General features: G+C 40.1%; 17 protein-coding genes. 15 read left to right on the top strand and 2 right to left on the bottom strand.

The window, feature by feature from the left end; genetic code table 11:
* Positions 1 to 142: 142 nt before the first annotated feature.
* From BLV86_RS02955 to BLV86_RS02965, 3 genes are read left to right on the top strand one after another with little or no spacing between them, the layout of a single operon-like run.
* Positions 143 to 5,032, top strand: coding sequence for a DUF6531 domain-containing protein (locus tag BLV86_RS02955; protein WP_090815072.1), 4,890 nt, complete (start codon positions 143 to 145; stop codon positions 5,030 to 5,032).
* A 24-nt stretch (positions 5,033 to 5,056) separates the two neighbouring features.
* Entirely contained in the window at positions 5,057 to 5,593 is a 537-nt protein-coding gene (locus BLV86_RS02960) for a hypothetical protein (protein ID WP_139297871.1), read from the top strand.
* A gap of 21 nt (positions 5,594 to 5,614) precedes the next feature.
* The gene (locus BLV86_RS02965) at positions 5,615 to 6,946 is read left to right on the top strand and encodes a hypothetical protein (RefSeq protein ID WP_090815074.1); all 1,332 of its coding nucleotides are present in this window, start codon (positions 5,615 to 5,617) and stop codon (positions 6,944 to 6,946) included.
* A gap of 57 nt (positions 6,947 to 7,003) precedes the next feature.
* Here BLV86_RS02965 and BLV86_RS02970 read toward each other — a convergent pair whose 3' ends face one another.
* The gene (locus BLV86_RS02970) at positions 7,004 to 8,203 is read right to left on the bottom strand and encodes a HipA domain-containing protein (RefSeq protein WP_090815075.1); all 1,200 of its coding nucleotides are present in this window, start codon (positions 8,201 to 8,203) and stop codon (positions 7,004 to 7,006) included.
* Between the two features lie 3 nt (positions 8,204 to 8,206).
* Entirely contained in the window at positions 8,207 to 8,611 is a 405-nt protein-coding gene (locus tag BLV86_RS02975) for a helix-turn-helix domain-containing protein (RefSeq protein WP_175456421.1), read from the bottom strand.
* Positions 8,612 to 8,985: 374 nt separating this feature from the next.
* Between BLV86_RS02975 and BLV86_RS02980 the strand changes: the two genes are divergently transcribed.
* The 12 genes from BLV86_RS02980 (at position 8,986) to BLV86_RS03035 (ending at position 25,399) form a co-directional block, all read left to right on the top strand.
* Positions 8,986 to 9,285: a WXG100 family type VII secretion target gene (locus BLV86_RS02980; RefSeq protein WP_090815076.1), complete on the top strand. Its 300-nt coding sequence runs from the start codon at positions 8,986 to 8,988 to the stop codon at positions 9,283 to 9,285.
* Between the two features lie 204 nt (positions 9,286 to 9,489).
* Entirely contained in the window at positions 9,490 to 9,804 is a 315-nt protein-coding gene (locus BLV86_RS02985) for a WXG100 family type VII secretion target (protein ID WP_031547531.1), read from the top strand.
* A 187-nt stretch (positions 9,805 to 9,991) separates the two neighbouring features.
* Complete coding sequence (locus tag BLV86_RS02990; protein ID WP_031547529.1) at positions 9,992 to 11,242, top strand: hypothetical protein; 1,251 nt, start codon at positions 9,992 to 9,994, stop codon at positions 11,240 to 11,242.
* Positions 11,243 to 11,537: 295 nt separating this feature from the next.
* Positions 11,538 to 12,278 carry a hypothetical protein gene (locus BLV86_RS02995; protein ID WP_031547527.1) on the top strand — a complete coding sequence of 247 codons (741 nt, stop codon included), beginning with the start codon at positions 11,538 to 11,540 and terminating at the stop codon, positions 12,276 to 12,278.
* The gene (locus tag BLV86_RS03000) at positions 12,275 to 13,150 is read left to right on the top strand and encodes a hypothetical protein (protein WP_031547525.1); all 876 of its coding nucleotides are present in this window, start codon (positions 12,275 to 12,277) and stop codon (positions 13,148 to 13,150) included. Before BLV86_RS02995 ends, BLV86_RS03000 begins: the two co-directional genes overlap by 4 nt.
* Positions 13,138 to 13,575 carry a hypothetical protein gene (locus tag BLV86_RS03005; protein WP_031547523.1) on the top strand — a complete coding sequence of 146 codons (438 nt, stop codon included), beginning with the start codon at positions 13,138 to 13,140 and terminating at the stop codon, positions 13,573 to 13,575. Before BLV86_RS03000 ends, BLV86_RS03005 begins: the two co-directional genes overlap by 13 nt.
* A 196-nt stretch (positions 13,576 to 13,771) precedes the next feature.
* Entirely contained in the window at positions 13,772 to 18,622 is a 4,851-nt protein-coding gene (locus BLV86_RS03010) for an RHS repeat-associated core domain-containing protein (protein WP_090815077.1), read from the top strand.
* Positions 18,623 to 18,703: 81 nt separating this feature from the next.
* Entirely contained in the window at positions 18,704 to 19,063 is a 360-nt protein-coding gene (locus BLV86_RS03015) for a hypothetical protein (protein WP_090815078.1), read from the top strand.
* Between the two features lie 485 nt (positions 19,064 to 19,548).
* Entirely contained in the window at positions 19,549 to 20,313 is a 765-nt protein-coding gene (locus BLV86_RS03020; RefSeq protein WP_090815079.1) for a PP2C family protein-serine/threonine phosphatase, read from the top strand.
* A gap of 154 nt (positions 20,314 to 20,467) precedes the next feature.
* The gene (locus BLV86_RS03025; RefSeq protein WP_090815080.1) at positions 20,468 to 22,942 is read left to right on the top strand and encodes a serine/threonine-protein kinase; all 2,475 of its coding nucleotides are present in this window, start codon (positions 20,468 to 20,470) and stop codon (positions 22,940 to 22,942) included.
* Between the two features lie 124 nt (positions 22,943 to 23,066).
* Entirely contained in the window at positions 23,067 to 24,380 is a 1,314-nt protein-coding gene (locus BLV86_RS03030) for a zinc ribbon domain-containing protein (protein ID WP_175456422.1), read from the top strand.
* Positions 24,377 to 25,399, top strand: a complete 1,023-nt coding sequence (locus BLV86_RS03035) for a M15 family metallopeptidase (RefSeq protein WP_242873221.1) — start codon at positions 24,377 to 24,379, stop codon at positions 25,397 to 25,399. Before BLV86_RS03030 ends, BLV86_RS03035 begins: the two co-directional genes overlap by 4 nt.
* Positions 25,400 to 25,412 lie beyond the last annotated feature (13 nt).

Raw genomic sequence — 25,412 nt, forward strand, 5'->3', positions numbered from 1 at the left:
TTAAAAACGCTAAGGATCTATATGATTTTTAGCGTTTTTGTTTTACTGAAGATGTATAATATTTGGAAGGTACAGATTAAGTCGAATTGGATACTTCTAATTCTTAGGATATATACGAAGCAATAAACACAGGAGACAATATATGAGTGAATTCAATGTCAAACCGGAGCAATTAAAGCAAATAGCAGAGGACATCAAAAAAGTCGAAAAAGACATAATGAATTATTCCGGGAATATCAACAATCTTTCAAAACGTCTGTTAAATCATTCTACGTCTTTGTCACAAGCCAGCCGGGCACTTACACAGACGGCGGAAAGGATAGAGGATAACTCGATTTCATTTAGACAGTTGGCGTCTGTTCTGTCTTCTATTGCATCCGTATATATTCAGACAGAAACCAGGCTTGCCGGTAACAGTGATATTCCTGAGAAGATAAAAGAAGCGGTAAGTAAAGCACGGGAAACTATACAGAATTTAATACGTGACGGGATCAGAATTGCCGGAGGTACTTCTTCTCTGAATTCTTCATATGATGGAGATCCGGTTGATATGACAAACGGAAACTATGTGGATGATGTAGAAGAACTGAAGATTTACGGACCTTCTGATCTTAAGTTCATCCGCCACTACAATTCCCGGTATCTTAATACCGGAACCATGGGTATAGGGTGGTCGCATAATTATGAGATTTCGTTGTTGAAAGATGAAGATCTCCTGATCGTGATATGGGGAGATCAGACGAAGGAGGGCTTTGTCAAGGAAACAGATAGTCTATATAAAAGTATCGATGGCGGAACAGATTATCTGACTGTGACAGAATCCGAGATAGATTTACATACTACCGGAAAGACAACCTATCGCTTTGATCATAATGGGCATCTTACGGAAATCCGGTACCTTTCCGTCATCCGGAATCTTTCTTTTACCTACGATGAAAACAAGTTGTCACGCGTAGAGGATCATTACGGAAATTTCCTTACATATACCTACAATGAAGATGGACTTTTGGAATCGGCGGCAGATCATACCGGGAGAAAAGTCTCATTTGAGTACGACAAATCCATGCTTGCTCGCGCTGTGGCATCGGACAATCTTTCAATTGAATATCGCTATGATGAGGCCGGACATCTGAATGAAACTGTCGGACCTGATGGCATTGTGCGCTTACATAATGAATATGATGCCGCGAATCGCGTGACATATCAAAAGATGGCGGACGGCTCTGAAGCATTTTACGCTTACAATGGTGAAGAAGTTCTGTTTACAGATAGAAACGGTGCGCAAACAATCTATGTTCATGATGACAAAGGCAGAATTCTTGAAAACAGATATCCAAAAGGCACAGAGCGATTTGGCTATGACGAGTGTGGAAGACGCATCTCGTATTTAGATCTGAATGGCAATGTTTACATCAGAAAATATGACGAGAAAGGTAATATCTCAGAATATGTTGATGCGGCAGGAAATATAAGCAGATATGCCTACGATGATAACGGGAACACCATTATGACAGAGGTTCCTGATTGCGGAACGACCTTTGCCGAATATGATGAGCAAGGGAATCTTATATCTCTTGTAGACAGCATGAACATTAAAACCCTTTTTACCTACAAGGATGGTCTTTTGGCACAGGCGAAGTATGCAGACGGTAATCAGGTTTCATTTGCATATGACGAAAAAGGAAGGATGGTGCAGGCAACTGACGAAAGAGGTTTCACCCAGAGATTTGAGTACGATGATCTTGGACGCCGTACTCTTTTTGAAGATGGCTGCCATGCAAAAACCACCTATACTTATGATGCAGCCGATCGTATAAAAACTATCCGGAATGAGCTTGGACAGGATAAGACTTATCACTATGAAAACGGTCGACTTGTAAGTGTAAAGGATTTCGACGGCTTTTCAGAAAGCTGGACATATGATTCTATGGGGCAGATATCCACTCATACGGACAAGGCCGGAAGGATAACCGGATACTCTTATGACAGTATGGGTAATGTCTCCGAAATTCATTTCCCTGATGGAGGAGTAGTAACCCGCCGTTATGATGATATGAACCGGTTGGTAGAAGTAAAAGGTCCGGAAAAAAGCACTCTCCGTATGGAATATGACGGCGATGGAAACTGCATTTGCAGAGATGAAGATGGATTTATCCATGAGTATGTATATGATTCCATGAATCATGTGTCAGAGATAAAGGAAAACGGTCATCTTCGCAAATTCACATACGACAAGGCCGGCAGGATAAAATGTGTTGAGCGGGAGGACGGAGAAATCTTCGAATATCAGCATTTGCCAAATGGAAAAGTCGTATCAGCCCGTAAACCCGGAAATCTCGTCTACAAGTATGAATATGACGTGCGTGGCCGTCTGGTTTACACATCAAATGGAATCAGCGATATAACCGGATACGAATATTATTCAAACGGTCAGATCAGCAAGGTGTTATATCAGAACGGAACATTCCTTCAAAACGAGTATGATCCTGAAGGCAGGCTTATCAGTGAAACACGTTCTGATGGTTATGGATTAAGGTATGAGTATGATGCTCTGGGAAGGCGGTTAAGCACAACCGATACGGATGGTCGTAAAAAGAGTTGGAATTATGATGCAGACGGCAATCCTACAGAAATAACGGATAGCCTCGGGCGTAAAACAGAATACAGATATTCACCGGTTGGGAATCTGCTTTTTGTAAAAGATCCTCTCGGAAATGTGATTCGATACGACTACGATCCCATGAACCGGCTGATTGCTGTGCTTCAGGCTAATGTCTCTGACGAAAAAGCTGCTGAGATATTTGAAAAGCCTGAATCATACCAGAATCCCGAAAACAAAGACATTCACCTTACAACATGGAAGAGAAACAGAGATGGTCAGATTACAGCCAGAACTGATGCGCTTGGTAATGTCAAAAAATGGCAGTATTACGATGACGGTCAGGTTTATAAGATCTGGGATGAAGAAAACAGATGCACCGAATATAGATATGATGAGGCTAAGAGGCTTTCTTCGGTAATATACCCGGATGAGAAAAAAACGGAGTATACATATAATGCTATGGGCTGGATGACAGGAGTGACTGACCGGACTGGCTGCACTTCGTTTGAATATGATGCTTATGGACGTATGACTGCTTCAACTGATCCAAATAATCAGAAATTTGTATATGAGCTGGACGCAGCCGGTCGGAGAAAAGGACTTGTTTATCCCGACGGAACAAAGCTATCCTTCGGATACAATGAAAAAGGACAGTTAGCGAATATTGATGACGCCGGTTTTGCAGCCGGATACCATTATGATGATTTTGGAAGAGTTTCTTCTAAAATAATTGAATGGGCAAAGAATGATGCGGAGCATAGGCATTCGCTTACAGAAAAGTATACGTATCTGCCTTCCGGAAAGCTTTCCGGAATGACACAAACAAAGGATTCCGAACTGATTTCGGAGTACGCATATCGTTACGATGAAATCGGAAACATGATTTCAAGGCAGGAAGTATTTTGGGACAATGGAAATAAGAGTGAAACCGACATAGCTTATGAATATGATCCCATGAATCGCCTGACAAAAGTATCTGTAAAGGATCAGGAGGGAAAATTATCCACTGCTGAAAGTTATGAATATGATGATTATGGTAATCGGATAATCGGTTACAGGAACGGAATCACAACTAAGAGCATGTACAATGCAGAGGGACAACTTACAGAATGTTGTTCCTCCGGCGGTGATACACAAGGAACTACATCGTACTTCTATGATAAAACAGGACGTTTGATCCGTACCAAGGGAAATCACCGGTCCGAGCGAAAATATGACACAGCAGGTCACCTGACAGAAATCCGGGAGGGAGATGATTTACTAAGGTTAAATGTCAACAGTCTGGGACATATCATTAGCGAAGAAGATAAAGAAGGCTCAGTGAAAAAATTCTGGGTTGATTACAGTCTGGACGCACTTCCGATCATGGGTATAAATGATGGTGGTGGATGGACCGGTTATATTCGTGATTCTAAAATCCTGGGAAGCTTTAACGGAAAGAACAGTAATGCTTTTGTATGCGATGAAAAAGGAAGTGTTAATCGGATTTTTGATATGGATGGACTTCCTTCGTGCGGAGGAGGAAGGATACGCTATGATTCCTTTGGAAATGTTGAGACAGGTGCCGCATTCGCAGAAAGCGGGTCACCATTCGGATATACCGGATTGTATAAACCTTTAACAGGGGACACATGGCGTACAGGAAGTCGTGAATATGATCCCGGAATCGGAAGATTCATGGCAAGGGATGATGATCGTTATGTGAAGATAAAGCGTCCCGAAACCCTTAATCTGTATCAGTATTGTTTTGCAAATCCTATAATATGGATCGATCCGGCAGGAACAGACTGCTATATATTCTATAAGGCTGATTCTGCAGACTGCTCATTTAACCAACAGAAACAACTTGCTAAACAATATGGTTATGATATTTCTCATGTCCACATGATACCGTTTTCGGATAAAGCAGCTTTTATGGAAGACTGGAATTCAATGGGAACTGTGAATGGCGAGAAGGTAGATATCGATACGGTTATTATCGAATCACATGCAAATCCTTATGTTATAAGTGATAACGAAAATTTCACTATGACCACCGCCGATATACAGAATCTTCAGAATAAAGATATGGATAATCTTATTTTAGAGGGATGCAATACAGGTCATATGGATTATGTTGAAGAAAATGTTGCAACAGCATTTGCACATAAAACCAATGGTGCTCCTGTACTGGCAGCGGATGGAACGGTGTATTATGGTAAATCCATCTTCCCATGGTCTAAGGCGTGGTATGATCCGAAAGATGATAAACACTTCAAGTCTTATCGCCCTGAAGGCAGCAACCGAAAAGCAGACGGATGGGTAGTTTATCAGGCGGATGAGAACGGAGAAATAACCACTCACAAGGTTGGAAAGAAAAAAATGAACATTAAAAAAATGCTAACGGAACTGAGAAAATATCCAAAAACAAAAAGCAGCTGCAGTGGTTGATACGGAGGACCCGGTGGAGGAATAATGATTAAAATTCGAAACTTCAGCACTATAGTTCTATTGATTATTATTGTTACGATAATAGGGGGATGCGGTAAGGATATGAATTTATTCCGAAAAAAAACAACTGAAAATAAGACAACTGAAAAAAATACAGAAGATACAAAAACCTTGACTGCCTATGAAGAAGACGCTAAAAAGCTGACTACTTATGCAGAAGACTTGACCGGACTTACATTAAAAGATATATGTTTAAAAGAAAGCGGCGAAATCGAGTCGCAATCAAGGGATGAGTATGCATACATCTGTCTGGATTTACAGGATGGTGGAATAAAAACATTAGAAGAAAGGCTTGATGCTGCAGGAAAAGAAGCATTGAAGGGATCTTTTACTGTTCCGGGATTTAATGGTCATGAATTGGCTAAAAAAATGAAAAGTGAAACGATCCTGGGCTGGTATACCTTTTTTTTAAAGGGTAAGGGAAATGCTATGACAAGGTCTGTTGAAGTATTTTTGACAGAGGATGAAGAAAATAAGGGATATATGTATCTTTTTGGTTAAAAAGATGCAAAGGTGGTATTGATGAATAAAGTCAAAATTGCAGGAGCTATAGCGCTTCTTTCTGCATTACTCCTGATGGGATGCGCTAAAAAAACAAAAACCCCGGCGGTTGATCCATTACAGGATCCCAAACCGGGAACAATTGCATGGGGAATGAAATACGGTTCGTCAGATAGAATCACAACCCCTAGCATCACAAGCAGAATGGACGAAACATTGGCAGGAGATAGTGTATCAGATAACAAAGAAGTGGTAATACTGGGTACCGGCGCATCCACGGAACACTGGGATGAAGCAACTGATCCGGTCGCTCAAAAGAGTCTGGCGCTGCTTTTGCCTGCAGATGATGAATATGATTTTAAATGGGCCAACGATCATGAGTCATCTGATATTATTAAATTTATATATGCGAGAGACGCAAAAGCAAATGAAGAGATATTTGGATATCCCAAACCTACGGAACAGGAATTATATGCGATTCTGGAATCAAACAATAACATATCTCAAAAATACAAAGAATTTATCCGGGACTTCATACATAAATTCTTAACCTTATATCCCGAAACCGACTTTTCGGTTTTCAAACATAACCTGGAAACACTTGTTGTTGATGAATTGACTGAAAGAGAGATACAAATGAAGGCAATGTCTTTCGGCACCGTTGCCTGCTATTTGAACAATGAAAACACCATCTGCGTCAGACAAGATAATGAAGCCATGGATACAACAACAAATGATTATGTAGTCCTGACCCATGAACTAATGCATGCCTGCAGAATCTGCAAATCAAAGGATATTAACGGAAAACAGATAAACGTAAAATTCTATGATGATTCAGATATGGGATTGTATGAAGATGAAGCATTGATCACTCAATTTGCATATGAGATGCAGGGGTTAGGAAATAAGTCGATTTATTATACATTCCAAACGAATATTTACAGGCAGATGCTGGAAGGAATGGATTACGACGGTGCCGATTATATGAATCATTCAGTTAACTACTTTATCGAAAAGCTCCAGGAAAAGTTTGATAAAATCGGAGTCGAGATTCCTGCATATCACTTTGTTAATCTCGTAGATGCATATGCAACTATTCATTACAAAGATTACGATGAACCGGCTTACAACAGTTTTGAAGATATGTTTAAAGCAATAACAGTAAATTACACCGCAACTCATTTAACCCCAGATATGACTTACGAGGAAACAGAGAAGGAATGGAATGCTTTCTGGGATGACATTTACTTCCATATTGCTGAATTATCAACTCCGTATCCGGAGCTGAATCAGGAATGCTTCAGACCACATTGGGATGAGCAGGTGCAGAAGCTCGGAATAAGCCGGCAATAATGAGATAAAATAAAACGCTAAAGATCCGGAAGATTTTTAGCGTTTTATTTTATGCATTTACCTATAAGTTTTCCACAAGTCTTTGCCATCCTGGAATGACGAAAGCATAGAAATCTTTTTTTTATAAAATTCTTTCAATTTAGGGATGCGGACCTGTCGCTCGTAAAGATCTTTAGTATAGATATCAAAATCCATCTGAGCCTTATTGAGATCCACAGCGTTTCGGTCATGAACATATGAAAGCAACTTGATTTCCCGTTCAACGAAAGAATGTGTTTTGATCTCATCAATCCTGATTTTATACATCTGATCGTAGGGAATATTATAAAACATGGAATTACCGGAATCATATATTGGTGCAAAGCCTAATAACTCCAAAGTATCGGGATTCCGCAATACCGATATATTATTCATATGCCTGTCAGTGTTGGACAGGAGATAATCGGTCATTATTTCGTAGTCCATGAACCTTGTGAAATATTCTTCCGACATACCTAATTTAATGCAGACATCTTTTAGGGGGAAATAGAAGGATTCATTTTGACGTACCTTTACGGTTTGCAGCAATTCCCAGGCACTAATGCTTTCGATGTTTTCACTGCAGTAATCGTATGATAAACAGCCAATTCCTTCTAAGTCCCCCTCAACCTTGAGGAGTGTGAGTGAATATTCGGTAAAATTGTCGAAGCCCTGCTGTTTATGAAGATTGGTTGCGAATAGTTCATTCAGGCTTTGCTGGTAGGACTGTCCATAATTTCCCTTGATCATGTAACGTTTACCGGTGTTGTCAATGCACCATTTCTTTTGAAGTTCACCTTGAGAGGTGGCAAATTTGAACTTGGTTTCTTTTCTGATATCTATGACATGGTCTTTGTTTATGGTCAATTCGCCAAATGTATCAACAAAATCATTTGAAAATAGATTCACATCTTTCCAGGACAAGTCTTCGCCACGAGGTTTGATCCAATAGCAGTCGGATAGACTAAGAGCAAGATTATCAACTAAAGCACTGTTTGTTGAAACATATCCAAGGCGTTGGAGGGCAGACTTGGCACCGGCACGGGTCTTGGGAATGGCTCTGTCCTTCCACCAGTCATGGAATTTCATTTCGTTCATTTGTCCGCCCAAAGGGAAATGTTCCCAGGCGTCCAGGTTTTTTCTGTATTTTTTCAGACTTCCGTCCTCAGATATTTCCATGAGGCATACGGGAATATCCTTATGCATTAGGAAGTATTCTTTCACATTGTTTCTTGTCATGATTTAACTCCAGATAATGTCTTCGTCCTTGTCCCAACTGCAATCCTGTTCGAACTTCTCTTTAATCTCATAAAATGATTCAAATAGATCCGATACATAAAGCGGCAGATTTTTAGGTTTAACGCTTTCGATATCACATTTGATTTGTATAGAGTTTCCAACTGAATCATACAAAGTACCGGAACTCTCTTCATAGTAGTAAGCCGTGCCGTTTTGGGTAACGATTTCTCTAGTGATGTCTTTCGAGACCGGCAACAGCATGGAAATCATTTTGATGATATATGGTGCAGGCTTTGCCTCTCCCTGTTCCCATTTGCGTAACGTGCTGACAGGGATACCGAAGTGATCAGCAAACTGAGTTTGAGAAAGACCGGTTGTTTTTCTGTATTCTTTGATGTTAATGCTCATTTTAGGGCCTCTTCGCAAAACAAAATAAAGTAAGAAGATAACTAACCAATATGGTTATAATTAAATATATACTAATCTAATTGGATACACAAATCAACTAAATATTAAAAGGAATCTCTTTAAACTTCCCATATAAATAGTGGGCACTTTTTGGTGTGGGAAGTATGAGGGATTTACAGTAACAGTTAAGTCTATGTACTCAGGAGTACACAGACCGAGTTATACCTGTAAATCAAAAAATATTTACCATTCATCAGCAAAAAACGCTTTTTATCAGAATATCAACCTATACATAGCCGCCGATGATAATATGTGTACATAACAAAGAAAACAAAACCACAAGATAATAAAAACATTCAAGGAGAGAAAAAATCATGTCAATGTTCAGAGTAAACGCAAGCACACTTAGAAGTCAAGCAGAGCAGTTATCAACTTTAAACGAGTCCTTCAAGACTCAGATTTCCAACCTTAATGATAAGGAAAATGCTCTTTCAAACATGTGGGAAGGCGAAGCAAGAAATGCTTTTCACAATGCTTTCCAGGCAGACAAAGCACAGTTTGATGTATTCTATCAGGGAATAAAGAACTTCATCACAACACTTGAAAATGACGCAGCTGAGTATGAGAAGGCAGAAGCGCAGAACCTCAGCACTGCACAGACCAGAAAAGCATAATAACATTTACAGAATAAGAGAAACCAGACCAGATAAGCTTAATAACAAATATAGAATAAGAGAAACAAGGATTAATACTTGAAACCAATTAGATCTCAATACAGGTACCGGATAATATATACAGAAAATAGCATGGAGAGTACCGGTTAGATCTGAACCAGAATTAAACATTAACGAAATAATAATTAAACGGAGGAAATAAACATGGAAGGACAGTTAAAAGTAACACCGGAGGAGCTTCAGAACGCATCAGCAGAGTTTTCAGGCATTGATAAAACAGTATCAAATACAACACAGGAAATGATGACACTTGTAAGAAATCTTACATCAGCCTGGGAAGGTGAGTCATCACAGGCTTATATCAATAAATTCAACGAACTTGAGGATGATATGCAGAAGATCCATGCGAAGATTGATGAGCATGTTCAGGATCTTTCCGAAATGGCAACAGTATATTCCAATGCTGAAAAGACAACAACTGCAGCAAACCAGGCAGTTTCATCAAATCTGATAAGCTGATCGACAAAAAATGAGATGTTTAAAAACGCTAAGGATCCTAAAGATTTTTGGCGTTTTTTATTTTTGGGAAGATGTATAATATCTAAAGGGCGCAGTATATCAAACGAGTACTTAAACAGGTATGAATGTTTTATCATTCTTAGACTCATATAACAACCCAACATGAAAATCACACAAGAGACCAACTATGAAGACTTGTCCTAATTGCAAATCTAAAGTAAATGATGATACACTGTTTTGTTCTGTCTGCGGATTTTATTTCGAAGAAGGAACTCTTAAAAATAATGCTTCATCCGGCAAAAATCCATTAAAGGGTTTGCTTATAGTCCTGGTAGTCATTCTTATCATTCTGTCCATGGCAGTCGGCGGATTCATCTGGTGGAATCATCCGGCAAAAAGGGTTCAGAGATTATTAGATCTCGGTCAAAAGTATCTTGCTGAGTTGGATTACGACCAATCCATAATCACATTGGAAAAGGCACTAAGAATAGATCCAAAGAATTCTCTGCTTTATTCAAATCTTGCTGAAGTTTATGTTGTTAAGGCTGATCATATTTCAGAAGAAGAAAAACTGAATCTTTATGAAACAGCGAATGAAAACTATGAATATGCCATGTACTACGCTGGAGAAGATGATGCGAGGTTAGTAAAGACAATTAATGAATTCTATCTTAACTGGGCGCAAATCTACATAGATCTTAAAGACTACGAAATGGCCAAAAACATATTGAATCAAGGCTTTGAAATCACTGAGCAGGATGAACTGAAATCTGAACTTGAAGAAGTAGAAAATCAGGAAAAATCGGAAGCTAAAACTGATGAAGGGAATAATCGGAAATCAAATCAACTTCTTTATAATGAGAATGCACGAGCAATTATCATTGATGTGTTTCAGGTTTATCAGCCTAAAAGTTTTGACACAGTATACACTGGCCCAGGGAGGAATGGATCCTATCACACTAATTGCAACTATACATATGATGAGACAGGAACGCTGCCCATTACTGTTGTATTGGATAATAAAACAGAAAGAACTATTAAGTATCAATATGATATTAACGGGTATCCAAATTATATGGAACTTCATGAACTAGCAGATGATTATTCAGAAGAATACTTCTATGATAATGAAGCTAGATTAACTAATTCTGTATATCATAACTTGCATGAACCTCAAGATCCTATTAATTATAAACATGAATATGATGAAGGTGGTATATATCAAGGTGTAACAGTCACTACGCAAGTTCAGTATCCGTTTTCATACAAATATGAATACGACGAAAAGAATCGCATCAAAACTGAGCTTTACGAAGACGAATGGTATAAAATATCTACATCCTATGAATATGACGAACAAAACAGAATAATCAAAGAGACAGAATCAAGTATTCGTGATCAATATCAATACACCACTGTCACAACCTATAATTATTAAATTTGATTACTGGGTGTTATCATTGCAAACTACTTTTTGGGCAAAATAGATAATCATCTGTAGGTTACATGAGGAGTCACCTATTTACCGGAAGGAAATGTTTAAATTAATCCATTCATCCTGTTTTTCCTGCATTTCGTCAGGATACACGCATTAAATTCTAGGGTCATGTATAATTACTATCAGTTAATAAAAGTCTATATATTGCGGCAATATTTTTCTTCGGATAACTTTGAAAAAATGCTCGAGGGCATTGAGTAGTTGCAAATTTAAAACATATATGGAGGATGAGGCAATGAATTCTGTTTTTCTGGACAACGAAACAATATCTTTTCTTGCTGACATTTATGCAAGGAAAGAAATCGATAAAGAAACTATCTTGCGGAATAGTAAAAAGCTAGAAGAAATCTTCAAGACCGAGGGTGATGCCAATAACAATCAGGATGACAACGAATATGAATCATCTGTTAGTATGTCTCAGATATTGATAGAAACCTATATAAGGAGTTCTGTAAGGGTAGTAGTTGAGTTTCATAAAAAACACAAAATTGTAAAAAGAGGCTATTACTTTGATGATGATCTGATTGTCTTGCTAGAAGCGTATCGTGATGGTGGGGAATTCTTATGGCTTCCGACTATAAAAAACCTGATGGGATCTCTGGCATATATGATTAGTGATCAGATTATAGAGTGCGGAAATGAGGAATTCAAAGGAAGTTTGAAGGTTCAGGTCAATGAAGGTAACTACATGGATTGCCTTATTAAAGGTGTCACTGAAGAGAGGTACCAGAATCTATTGAAAGAAGATCGCTCACAGGACGAGTATCTGTGGATCAGGGGTATTTCATCGATAAAAGGGGAGAACTGTTTTGCATATGTGATATTCAAAAACCATTGCGCATTTTATTTTTATCAGGATAATTCAGGATTCTGTTATGGCTGTGCAGACCGCTCCACGATTGTGAATATTATCGGAAAATGGATGTTGTTTCAGCATAGAGAGTTGATAGTACAAATGCAGGAGAAAGAGGTATGAGATTCAATATTCGACCAAATTTAGTAAATAATGCAGCAGCTGATATGAAAAATGTTGATAGGAACTTAAGGAATGTACAGATGGAAATAAGTAATATAAGTCGTCAGATAAATAATGTTTCTGACTCTTATCTTTATATCTCAAAGGTTCTTGAAAAAAAAGCTGACAGTCTGGAAACATTGATCTCGAAATTGTCAACCATGGAGGATGGCATTGAAAAGGCTGTAGAGTTATATCTCAGCTGCGAAAAGAAGCTAATGGGTGATCTACCGAATGCTCTTAAGGCAGAAGAGAATTCTACTAAAAAAAATTCTTTTTTTGAGAATCTTCAAGATTGGTTTCAGACTGGCATATGGGGTAATCGTGAGAAAGCAGATCGCGTTCGCAGGGATAAAGCCATGGCAAAAGAGCTGAAAACCATGATAAAGTCAGATCGTTATTCCCAAAAAAACTGGAAAAAAGCATCTGTTGAAGAAAGAAAACAGATACTGAGGGATTTATTTAATGAAATGCAGGCAATCTATGGAGTTTCCCTCAGTCTGTTAACAATCGAACCTATACCTTCAGATCCAGGATATACTACTAATGGATATTATAGCGATTTCTATAGAGGCGTGTGGATCAATGAGGATTTGTTATCCGATCCGTCACATTATAATAAGATTATGAATACTATGGTGCATGAAATGAGACATGCATATCAACATGAAGTGGTACGTAATCCCAAGAATTTTATGGTTGATGAAGAGACCGTTAAGGAATGGAGTGATAATTTTGAGAATTATAAGACCACAGCTAAAGACGGGTATAGTGCATATCGTGATCAGCCTATAGAAAAGGATGCAAGGCAGTTTGCGTCATGGGTGATATGATGAAGAAAATAATAATTATAGGGGTGATGTTACTTATGGGAATCGGAAGTATTATTGGGATATTATCAACAAAAAAGGCACATATGCCGGTTGAACCTGTAGAGATTGTAGAAAATAACGTAAACCATGAAGAACATTCAACAGAGGAATTAAAGGAAACAGGAATAGAGGGTGAATTCGCATTTTTACAAGAAATAGCCTCCTGTGATGAAACACAGGCAATTAAAATTGCAGCAATATTTGAGGATGTTACAGGTCATAAACTAGATAATGCGGAGGAGGTTTCTGTAAATAAGCAGTATTTGTTGTTAAAAGTAAAAACTGCGGATAAAAATTATTACCTTACCATTGGGAAATCAAAGCTATTGCAAAAAATCAGTGAGGATTCTGAAACAGGAAAAGTCTTGTATCAGATTATTTTTTAAAAATTTCATAGCAATAGTGTTACACTTAGTCGGTTTTTAACATAAATCATGTAACTGATGATACAATGACACATGTCTATCCATAAAGATGTGGGAAGGTTTAAACTAATATTATCGCGATTTATATAATGCTGTTTGCAAAGACTCTATTTTGCAATGTGCTAAGTTTGAGTAAAAATATGCTGGAGGAAGAACTATGTCCAATTTTCATGTTAAAAAGAGTGCGATGGATGCTGCCGGTGGTCAGATGGATAACGTATCAAGAAAGATCATCAGCCTCAAAAATCAAATTGAAGCCGTGGTGCGTAAAATGAATATGAAATCTTCTGGGTATGATAGAGTACGCAGGAATCTGAATGCAGCAGTGTCGGCTCTAAATTCAAAGACTGAAAAAGTTAGATACCTTTCAAAAGCTCTGGAACAAATCACAAACGAATATGTGAATACGGAGAACCGTATAATAGGGAATAGCGAGGCGACCGGAACAACCATTGGGAAGATGTTGGAGAACATCCGAAATCAAATTGAAGATGTAAAAGGATCTTTGGGCATGGATTCTGCGGCTGTTTTTAGTAGTGACCCGGTCAATTTGGGCAACGGTAATTATGTCTATGAAAAGAACTTCTTTGACTATGACACGCCAATGCCGCTGACTTTTAGAATGTTCTATAACGCGTGTGGAAGCATAAATGGTTCTCTTGGCAAAGGCTGGCGTCATTCATTCGACAAGTTTATCGTTATTGAAAAAGATACCATAAGTTTTATTAATGAAGATGCCTCTGCACAGATTTTTAGAAATGGGGACGAAGGTTATCAGGCAGTTCACGGAGCGGTTGGCTCGCTTGAAAAAATTAAGGATGGATACAAATATACAAATGACGAGCATGAATACTATTTCTTTTCCAATGAAGGAAAGCTCATAAGGGAAGAAACTATTGACGGCTGGTGCATTGATCTTTCATACGATGGAGATAAGGTGAAGCATGTTTCTTGCACTGATGGAATTGGAATTAGCTTTGCTTATGATGAGGACGGGCATCTTGTTGGATTGGAAGATAATACGAGCAGGAAGGTGAAATTCCGCTATGTTGATGGTAATCTTACGGAATTGACCGACCCGAATGGTTACATCACTGCATATGAATATGATGAGAAAAACCGACTGACCCGCATTATTTCTCCGACGGGCGACTTGTCAGTACAGAACACTTATGATGATTTGGGCAGAACGCTTCAGCAAAGGTTTGCTGATGGAGGTACTGTCACATATCAATATGACGATGCAAATCAAAGCATCGTTATGCGGCGCCAAAATGGTTCCGAGGTGGTATATTACCACGATACACTTTATCGAAATACGCGCACAGTCTATCCGGTTGGCGAGGAAAATATTGAGTACAATTCAGAAAACAAACGTGTTTCCTTTACTGATAGGCTGGGCCGAAAAAGCCGTTATGCTTATGATGCAGGTGGACGGCTTGAAGCTTTTACAAATCCGTCCGGCAGTCAGCTTACATTCGGATATAATCAGCGTGGACAGCTCAATGAAGTTGCGATGGACGGGGAAATACTCGGAAAAGCTGATTATGATGATAAAGGGCATCAAATCAGACATACTGATGCAAACGGAGCGGCAGTTGAATTTGAATATGATAAGTTGGGCCGTGTAATATCGGTTAAGCATGAGGATGACAGCGTTACTGCTCTTCAGTATGACGAGTCCGGAAATGTGATCAGCGTTAATGATCCTGTTACCGGAACAACGAAATATGAATATGATAAGGCTAAACGCGTTATCTGTTCCATCGATGCATTGGGTCATGAGACACATTATGAGTACGACGCCATGGATCAGCTCACGAAAGTGACCAATGCAGAGGGAAAGAGCCGTGATTATGAGTATGATAGCCGTGGAAATCTTGTCAAAGTAAAAGATTTTAACGGCGGTGAGATTACCGTTCGCTACAACTCGATGAATAAGCCCGTTGAGATCAAGGATGCAGACGGAAATGTCACAACATTTGAATACGACCTGATGTCGAACCTTGTTTCGAAAAAAGCAGCTGACGGAGGCGTTACAGAGTATACATATGATACAGAAAGCAGAATGACTTCCATCAAGCATCCTATGGGAGGCATTGAAACAGCCGAGTACGACGCGGTAGGAAATCTTATCCGACGGGTCGACGCAAGCGGCGGGGAATTTGTTCTTGCTTACGATGAACTGGATAGGCCTGTTTCAGTAACAGATCCTGTTAAGGGCACCAGAACAGCGGTGTATGATAAGCTCGGAAATGTTACGGATATAAAATACGAGGATGGGACAAGCGAACACTTTACATTTGATTTGGAAGGAAATCGCCTGTCGCACACAAACCAGACCGGTTACACACGCAATTTCAAATATAATTCACTTCGCATGATAACCGAAATTTCGGATTCTCAGGGAGTTATCGCAACATTCACATATGGAGCGGGCGGACAGCTGCTTGCTGAAAAGCATATGGATGGTGCTTCATTGGCATATCAATATGATATAGCTGGTAATGTTATCGATGTTGCTGATAGTATACGGGGTAAATGGAAATTCCAATACGATTCACTTAATCGTGTTGTCCGCGCTGAGCATGTTGGCAGTGGGGTAGAGAGCTACGAATACGATGCCATAGGAAATATTTGCGCAGTGATTGACGGAGAAGGAAATAAGACAACATATGAATACTCAAAGGCAGGTGCGCTCCTTAAGGTAACCGATCCTCTGGGAAATGAAACAGGCTATCAATATGACCCCTGCTATCGACTTAAGGAGATTCTACAGCCTGAAAGTGGGCATTTTGATGCAGCCGCATTAAACGAATTCAATAAGGAGCAGCAGGTTCGCACAACGTCTTACCAATGGGATTTGGACGGAAATATGGTTGCGATGACGGATAGCGGTTCCGGCAGTATGGAGTTCTCTTATGACGGTTGCGGAAGAATCATTTCCAGGAAGGATCAGGAGGGAAACAGCACATCATGCACATACAGGGCTGACGGCACAGAGGATGTGTTGAGATTTGCTGACGGACGAACAGTTCAATACGAATATGATGCTCTTAAGAGACTCGTTCAGATTGAGGACTGGCTTGGCATCACTAGAATAGAGCGGGATGCTGCAGGACGTATTGTTGAAGTAACTGAACATGATGGAAAGCATACAACCTACGAATGGGATGAGAGAGGAAAGTGTATTCAGCTTGCCTATCCTGACGGCAGTAGTGTTAAGTATGGTTATGATGCATTTGGACGGCTTGCCCACAGCAGAGTGGGGGATGCCCAAATTGCATATGATTACTTTGATAATGGCCAGCTTCGCAGTCGTTCTTTCAATGATGGAACACATACAGATTATGAATATGACATAGCAGGAAGAGTGTCATCGCTTACCCACCACAGAGAAAGCGGGGAAATAGCAAGGTTTACATATGAGTATGATGCCTGCGAGCGGAAAAGCCGTATCGTCGAGAAGCTTACCGGAGGACCGGAATCAGATTACACATTCAAATATGATCCGAGAGGCAGTCTGGAAAGAGTTCTTCGCAATGGCTCTCTGATGCAGTCGTTTGAATACGATGTTTTCGGAAATCGCAGTAAAATGACAGCAAATGGTCAGGAGACGTTGTATTCATATGACAATCTCAATCGCTTGCAGTGTAGATCTACCAACGGCGAAAAGCACACATATACATATGACAGAAGAGGCAATCTCACCGGTGAATCAGTCAATGGCGTCAAAAAGCTCACAATGCACTTTGATGCGCTCAATCGCCTGACAAGAGCGGCATCAGAAGCCGGGGAGGCGGAGTATCAGTATAATGGCATGGCAATGCTTTCAAAAGTGTCATGTGTGATGGGTGGAGCGAACAAAGAGACTCGGTATCTATTTGACTATGCGGATACACAGAATCGTCTTCTTGCTTCATCGTGTGATGACAAGTGGGAAGATTATGTTTGGGACACTCAGTTGGTTGCTGCTAAGAACGCAGATGTACAGACAATTCTGCTCATGGATGAGAGAATGTCTAACCGTGCTGCATTGGATGGGGCTGCGACAAGAGTATTTGCATATGACGCCTTCGGCGGATTTGGGGATGACCCTGCACCTCGAAGTGGATTTGGTTTTTCCGGTTATCGATATGACCCGATTACAGGGTATTATGATGCCGGATGGCGGCAATATGATCCGACAAACGGTCGATTCATAAGCCAAGACCCGATTGCAGGCGGACTTATGACGCCTATTACCTTGAATCCGTATCTATATTGTCTGTCTGACCCTGTTAATATCGTTGACCCGACCGGAATGATTGTTGCATGGCTTGCGGGAGGAATTGTTGGTGCAGTAGTAAACGTCGGGACTAAATTTGCCGGCGATGTTGTAAATTCGGTCAAGAATGGTAAGTGGACAGGAAGCTCTTGGGAGAGCTATGTCGGCGCGGCAGCCGGAGGTTTTGTCCAAGGAAGCGTATTTGTCGTTGCCGGGCCGGCAGCAGCAGGCGCCGCCGGAGCGGTAACAGAAACGCTTGTGACCAACGGACTCAGTATGATAACCGGAAGAGAAGGATATCGTAAGGAAGACGGATACGGTATAGGAAGGCTTGCGGGTGATACCATTGTTTCCGGAGTAAAAGGCGCAGCTGCAGGCTTTACGTGGGGCGCAGCTGCCAAGTATCTCAAGATACCGGGTATAACCTCAGGACGTGGGAGCATGGTTGCAGTTTGGAAGCAGGTCATGACAAAAGCACAAAGAGGTATCATTGCAAATGTGACAATGAAAACACTTGGTAAGGGTCTTCTCAGTTACGGCGTTGTCAAAACAGCTGACACCATTATCAGCAAGGGGATCAGTACAGTAAAAGAGGAAGCAAAGAAGTTTGTTAAGAACAAAGCTATCGATTTAATTAAGTATATCTCAAATAAGGATACTGCAGGCGTAAACGGCATTGCACCGACAAGCCTGTGCGGAGTACTCGGCGGCGCAAAGGCTGCAACTTGTGCGACTGCTTAATCGGACAGATCAAAAACGGGAATGCAGGCACTGATGTAATGTGCCTGCATTTCCAGCCTTTAGTAAATCAGGAGGGTTCTCATGTTCTCAAAATTATTCTCAAAAAAAAGTAAGACCGTGGTATGTTCTTCTCGGCTCTTGTTTGACATCCTGGCTGACGACTTGAATGATGGTCTCTGTACAGATATTTTTTTTACCGTTGAAGGTCATAAGCACCGCTTCGGAGCTTGGGGCGATAATGGGGAAACGAAAAAGAATGTGATCTTTTACCTGGATAAAAGTGAATATGACAGCCTCGAGAATCTCAAAGCAGAAGGTACTATCAACGGGGCAAATTTCTACGACGCCAATATGTCTGTTATAGTTACGGAGTGTAATGGATGCTATCCTGAAAGCACACCGAGGCTGCTTGCGTTAATGACTCAAACTACGCACCTTTAAACATTGTGTGCTTGTTAAAAGCCGGTTAAGAAACAGGTCAACACTTGAATTCTTATCTACATGGGATTAGGTACTTTTACACTAAGTATATCGGAATGGGCAGCTTCAAATGTCACTTATAATGTCACTTTTGGAGAAGGCAGGGCGGACTGTTCGCTTACATGTAGCTCTATCTACTGCGAATAGCAGAGGTGGAGTTTTTTTCTTAAAGTGACAGCCCATTTTGTTTTATGTTATTTTATCAATATTTAATGTATTTTATCATTTTTTTACATAAATATTAAAACTGATGATAGAATGATACATATAAAAGAAGTTGTACTTTTGAAGATTAATACTATACAAGAATGGATACATCGCAGAGAATCCTGGATGTACTCAGAAATACAGGGGGTGGAGAGTATGGAAAATACTTATAAAGGAACCTACAGCTTTTAGAAAAAATGTGACCAATAATGTATAGAAGAATATGAGTGGTGATTATTATGGAATATAAAATATATCAACTTACATATGAAGGTAATGTTCTTCAAAACAACGAAGACAATTACTATTTAAACGGCCTGTACAAAACCGACACAGGCAGAAACAGGGATGCAAATGACCTTGTTGCAAATGATCGTGCTTTACTTGGTGTCTTTGATGGAATGGGTGGCATTGAGAATGGCGAGATAGCATCATTTATTGCGGCCAAGGCCATGAAAGATTATCAGGAAGGCTTCACTGAAAAATACCAAGAATATGTTGAAGCTGCCAATCAAAAAATATGTGATGAAATATCCCATAGAGGTGAAGGAAGCATGGGATGTACATTTTGCTGCGCCGAGTTAGATGGTGACAAGATGAAATGCTTTAACATTGGCGACAGCAGGATATATCACTGGCATGATAATGAACTTAAACAGATCAGTCAGGATCATACGGAGGCTGACAGACTGGTTTCTATCGGGGCCATGAGTAAAGAAGAGGCAAGAAACAGCAAGTATGGACATGTTTTAACACAGCACTTAGGAATAGATCCTGAAGAAATGATGATAGAGCCATTTGCTTCGGATGATATATCTTTAAAAACCGGTGATTGTATACTTTTGTGCAGTGATGGACTTACGGACATGGTTTCGGACGAGCGGATTTCAGAACGTTTAATGGAAAACGTCACTGCAGAAGAAAAGATATGGAATCTTCTCAGAGATGCATTGGATTCCGGTGGCAAAGATAATATAACCATTATTTTGGCATTTTGTGAATAAAGGGTAGTTTCGGAGTGTCTGTGGATTGTTGAGAAATCCGGGAAACGTTGAAACAAAAATATTGTACACTAAGAGTATTTTCAGAGAATTTCCAGATTGATGTGAAAATTGGAAAAACTCTGAGATAAATATAAGGTTATTATAGGGGAAGAGCATGGAGAATTCTTATTACAAGGGATTGGAACCTTTTTGGGGTGAATGGTACATCGACAAACTTATAGGTGAGGGAAGTTTTGGTAAAGTATTTAGAATTATCAGAAATACTTCGTCAGGGCAGGAGGAAGCGGCATTAAAAGCCATAACTATCCCTCAAAACAACTCGGAATACTCTGAGATGCTGTCATATGAATCTGATGAACACACTGTTAATGCCTACTTTAAGGATGCGGTCATGAACCTGAACAAAGAGACTCTCCTTATGGCAGCATTACGCGGTAATAAAAATATCGTTGAGTACCAGGATCATGTTGTCAATGAACATAAAAATGAAGTGGGCTGGGATATACTGATCAGGATGGAATTACTGACATCTCTTACAAATCTTCTCAGAGAGCGTAACCTGAAAAGAGATGAGGTTGTCAAACTCGGAATCGATATATGTAATGCATTAACCGTCTGCCAGAAATACGGCATCATACACCGAGATATAAAACCAGCTAATATTTTCATTGACAAGAATGGAAATTATAAGCTAGGTGATTTTGGTGTGTCCAGAGCCATGGAGAAGACCCAGGGATTCATGTCCAAAAAGGGAACCTACAGCTTTATGGCACCGGAAGTATATAAAGGCGAAAGCTACGGAGTAGCGGCGGACATATACTCCCTCGGAATGGTAATGTATTTTCTCATGAATGCGCGTAAGATACCATTTCAGCCCTTTGAAAGTAAAGGCTTAAGTTTCCGAGTCAGAGAAGAGTGCCTGAACAGACGTATGTCAGGAGAAAGAATCCCTGCGCCTACCTTTGCTGACAAAGCATTGGCAGAGATTATTTTGAAAGCGTGCGATTTCAACCAGGAAAACAGATATCATTCTGCAAAAGAAATGGCAGATGATCTCAGCAAACTGATCATCATAAATCAAAAACAGGATGAACAGACATGGGAATCATCACACATAGAAAGCTGCAAAGAAAACCGTCCTGAGGCACAGTCGGTAAGCACAGAAAATATAGATAATTTGAATGTAGTTCAAGAAAAACATGAGGGACAGATAAAATCTGGAGAATTAGTAAATCGTGAAGAACCGGAAAAACCTGAAGAAATAATAGACTATGATTCAGATTCTGACAGAACTATCGCAATGTTTGAAACATTACCGTTATCCCATAATAGCGATGTAAAATCGCAAGATCAATACACTAAGCCTGTTGAAAAAGTGACGGATACGGTAATTGAAAACAAGACAGAGATAGCTCATGGATTTGGGAATAAGATAGAAGATAAAACTCCTAAAAGTGATCCCGCGCCGAAGAAGATGAAAAAAGTAATTTTCGGTATATTAATAGCCATAGCAGTATTGATAATCGCAGCGGGCCTTTTTATTAAATTTAGTGGAAATGCTATTTCAAAGTATGAGCATGCTATGGAGTATTATTTAGAGGGGGATTATACAAAAGCAAAAGAATTGTTCGAAAAAGCTGCCGAAGATGGAAACACAGATTCCATGTACTGGTTGGGATTAATGTATCATGATGGAGAAGGCGTCTCTCAAGATTATGCCAAAGCCAAAGAGTGGTATGAAAAAGCCGCCGAAGGTGGATACGTAGGTGCCATGAATAATTTGGGAGATATGTATAGAAATGGAGAAGGTGTCTCTCAAGATTATGTCAAAGCCAAAGAGTGGTATGAAAAAGCCGCCGAAGGTGGAAGTACATCTGGCATGTTTAACTTGGGAGATATGTATCATGATGGAGAAGGCGTCTCTCAAGATTATGCCAAAGCCAAAGAGTGGTTTGAAAAAGCCGCTGAAGGTGGATACGCAGGTGCCATGAATAATTTAGGAGTAATGTATCAGAATGGAGAAGGCGTCTCTCAAGATTATGCCAAAGCCAAAGAGTGGTATGAAAAATCCGCCGAAAGTGGAACCGCAGATTCTATGTATAATTTGGGCGTATTGTATGCTCTCGGAGAAGGTGTCTCTCAGGATTATACCAAAGCCAAAGAGTGGTTTGAAAAAGCCGCTGAAGGTGGATACGCAGGTGCAATGTTTAGGTTAGGTGGAATGTATGCTTTTGGAGAAGGCGTCGACCAGGATTATTTAAAAGCCAAAGAGTGGTATGAAAAAGCCGCCGAAGGTGGAAACACATATGCCATGAATAATTTGGGAGTAATGTATGAAAATGGAGACGGTGTCTCTCAAGATTATGCCAAAGCCAAAGAGTGGTATGAAAAAGCCGTTGAAGGTGGAAGTACAGCTGGCATGTGTAACTTGGGAGATATGTATGAATATGGAGAAGGCGTCGACCAGGATTATTTAAAAGCCAAAGAGTGGTATGAAAAAGCCGCCGAAGCCGGAGAAACAAATGCCATGAATAATTTAGGAATTATATATGAAAACGGACTTGGTGTCGAAAAAGACGCAGCAAAAGCTAAAGAGTGGTATGAAAAAGCCCGCGAAGCCGGGACCTAAAGCTTTATTGTATGAAATAAAGTTAACACTTCGTTACTGTAGAAAAAAGAAACAATATCTTGTATAATTTCTTTGTGAATTTAAGACATTATTCACAATGGTTGGATTTTTTGGAGGATTAGAAATGTTTTGTATGAAGTGTGGGGCACAAATTGAAGAAGGCAATGCATTTTGCATGAAGTGCGGTGCCAAAGCCCCTAAGATGCAGCCCAATGTGCCCGGAAATGCGCCCGGCAGAACTGATGTTGATGATGACAGAACCGTGATGGCGGACAATCCGTTTTATCAGGCTCCCAATCTTGACGGTTCATCCGGTTTTAACAATAATTCCGGCTATAACAATGCTTCCGGCTATAACAATAATTCCGGCTATAACAATGCTCCCGGTCCTAACAATTCTTCCGGTTTTAAGGGACAGCTTAGCGGGATGGGCCAGGGCCAGAATGTAAACCATCCACAGAACAACTTTAACCGGACTGTTCCTTCCGTGAACACTTATAATGGCCCTCAGGCTCCGTTAAATTCAGGCTTTAATAACATGAACAATGCTGCCAATGCCGGCAACCATAAAGGCAAGCAGCCAAAGGAAGCAAAGCAAAAGAAGAAAGGCTCCGCAGGACTTGTGGTTGCCATCATTTTCCTGGTTTTGTCTATCCTGGCAGTGCTTGGTGTGGGCGGATATTTTGCATATCAAACCTTCTTCGCTGATTCCCAGTATGAGGCAGTGTCCATCGATGATGAATTAAGTGCTACCAGTAAAAAGAAGGATAAGGATAAAGATAAGGATAGTAAGTCTTCATCCGGTAAGAAGTCAAGCAAGAAATCCGAAACAGAAGAAGAGGAAGATGATAAGGATTCTGCCGCAGGTGCCGCAGATGCCGCTGAAACCGAAGCCGCTGTAGCAGAGACCACTGTTATAGAGACTACCGCAGAAACAACCGCAGCTTTTGTTCAGCCTGTTTATTCTCTCAATTACAAAACAAATTACAGCTTTGCAGGACTTATGCAGGTACCTATGTTAAATGTAACCGAGTCTTCATACCTTGTTCAGAAGGATACCGGTTATATAAACTATGGAAAAAATGCATTTGACGGAGATCTGAAAACCAGCTGGCAGGATGGAGTAAGCGGAAACGGCTTAAATGAGTGGATCCATGGTAAATTTGACAGAACATATAACGTTAAGGCAATTTCATTTGCTTTGGGAAATCACAGATCAAAGGATTGGTATTTAAAGAACAACCGTCCTTCTATTCTTTGCATCACTGTGGGAGAATGTTACTATGATATCGTATTCCCTGATCAGTACGAAGAATTCGTCGTGGAGTTCTCTGAGCCGATTCCTTCTGATTTTATTCTGGTTGGAATCGGAGGCTGTTATCCGGGAACTAAATACAATGATATGACTATTGCTGAGATTGGAGTATATGGAAATTGAGTAACAGGTCAAGAAAAAAGCCTGAAGGGTACAATGAAGAATCAATAAAAATCATATTAATGCTGGCGTGTGGACTCTTACTCCTGTCAGTGATACTTCTGGCTAGTTTATTATTTGTTATCAATCGGGATAAAAATAAAGAATCCACAGAAATAGTAGTGGAAAATGATATTTCGGAAGAGGAATTTGCAGCAGAATCTGAGAATAACGAGCAGATGGAAGAATTCCTTCCCGGAACCGAACCGGTCACCATTACAGAGGCTGAAACTCCGGTAGAAACAACTGAGGAAACAACAGAAGAAACTACTCAGGAGGAGATCACTACCGAGGCACCTACAGAACCGGTATATCTTGATAATCTTAACGATTACAGTGCCGGCGATCTGATAAATATGGATTACTTTGATTTTGATAATCCGGAAAAGTATTTTGTGATGCATGACATCACTGTGGGAGATGATGTTTACAACAGGATCATCGGAAAGTCATACAGGGAGAACAATTATGTTCCGCTTAGTTCACTGACTTACATCACCATGCCCCATTACAACTTTAATGGCGTAGTGCAAATGGGTGAAATAATAGTGAGTAAGGACGTTGCCGATGATGTTATAGGAGTTTTCGAGACACTTTTCAGAAACAAGTATGAGATTTACTCCATGCATCTGGTTGACAATTACTGGACAGGTGACCCGGATTCTACCGATTCTGCTTCCATCGATGTTAACAACACATCGGCCTTTAACTACAGAACTGCAACGGGAAGCTCAAAGCTTTCCAATCATGCTTACGGTAAGGCCATAGACATTAACCCTCAGCAAAACCCATACGTATCATATAAGTCGGGATCACCTAAGTGGTCTCACAGCAATGCTAATGACTACATCAAGCGTGATACGGGTCTTGCTCATGTAATTACACATGATGATCTTGCATACAAAGTATTTACAGAGTATGGCTTCAGCTGGGGTGGAGACTGGAATTCGGTAAAGGATTACCAGCATTTTGACAAAAACTGATTTTTGAACCTGG

It is taken from the genome of Oribacterium sp. KHPX15 (genome assembly GCF_900107835.1).
GTDB lineage: Bacteria > Bacillota > Clostridia > Lachnospirales > Lachnospiraceae > Oribacterium.

Bases quoted from the DNA above. Each gene is read 5' to 3' on its own strand.
- BLV86_RS03015 (WP_090815078.1), top strand. From the start codon at position 18,704: ATGTTCTCAAAATTATTCTCAAAAAAAAGTAAGACCGTGGTATGTTCT.
- BLV86_RS03010 (WP_090815077.1), top strand. From the start codon at position 13,772: ATGTCCAATTTTCATGTTAAAAAGAGTGCGATGGATGCTGCCGGTGGT.
- BLV86_RS03000 (WP_031547525.1), top strand. From the start codon at position 12,275: ATGAGATTCAATATTCGACCAAATTTAGTAAATAATGCAGCAGCTGAT.
- BLV86_RS02985 (WP_031547531.1), top strand. From the start codon at position 9,490: ATGGAAGGACAGTTAAAAGTAACACCGGAGGAGCTTCAGAACGCATCA.
- BLV86_RS02980 (WP_090815076.1), top strand. From the start codon at position 8,986: ATGTCAATGTTCAGAGTAAACGCAAGCACACTTAGAAGTCAAGCAGAG.
- BLV86_RS02995 (WP_031547527.1), top strand. From the start codon at position 11,538: ATGAATTCTGTTTTTCTGGACAACGAAACAATATCTTTTCTTGCTGAC.
- BLV86_RS02990 (WP_031547529.1), top strand. From the start codon at position 9,992: ATGAAGACTTGTCCTAATTGCAAATCTAAAGTAAATGATGATACACTG.
- BLV86_RS03020 (WP_090815079.1), top strand. From the start codon at position 19,549: ATGGAATATAAAATATATCAACTTACATATGAAGGTAATGTTCTTCAA.
- BLV86_RS02975 (WP_175456421.1), bottom strand. From the start codon at position 8,611: ATGAGCATTAACATCAAAGAATACAGAAAAACAACCGGTCTTTCTCAA.
- BLV86_RS03030 (WP_175456422.1), top strand. From the start codon at position 23,067: ATGTTTTGTATGAAGTGTGGGGCACAAATTGAAGAAGGCAATGCATTT.
- BLV86_RS03025 (WP_090815080.1), top strand. From the start codon at position 20,468: ATGGAGAATTCTTATTACAAGGGATTGGAACCTTTTTGGGGTGAATGG.
- BLV86_RS02965 (WP_090815074.1), top strand. From the start codon at position 5,615: ATGAATAAAGTCAAAATTGCAGGAGCTATAGCGCTTCTTTCTGCATTA.
- BLV86_RS02960 (WP_139297871.1), top strand. From the start codon at position 5,057: ATGATTAAAATTCGAAACTTCAGCACTATAGTTCTATTGATTATTATT.
- BLV86_RS03005 (WP_031547523.1), top strand. From the start codon at position 13,138: ATGGGTGATATGATGAAGAAAATAATAATTATAGGGGTGATGTTACTT.
- BLV86_RS02970 (WP_090815075.1), bottom strand. From the start codon at position 8,203: ATGACAAGAAACAATGTGAAAGAATACTTCCTAATGCATAAGGATATT.
- BLV86_RS02955 (WP_090815072.1), top strand. From the start codon at position 143: ATGAGTGAATTCAATGTCAAACCGGAGCAATTAAAGCAAATAGCAGAG.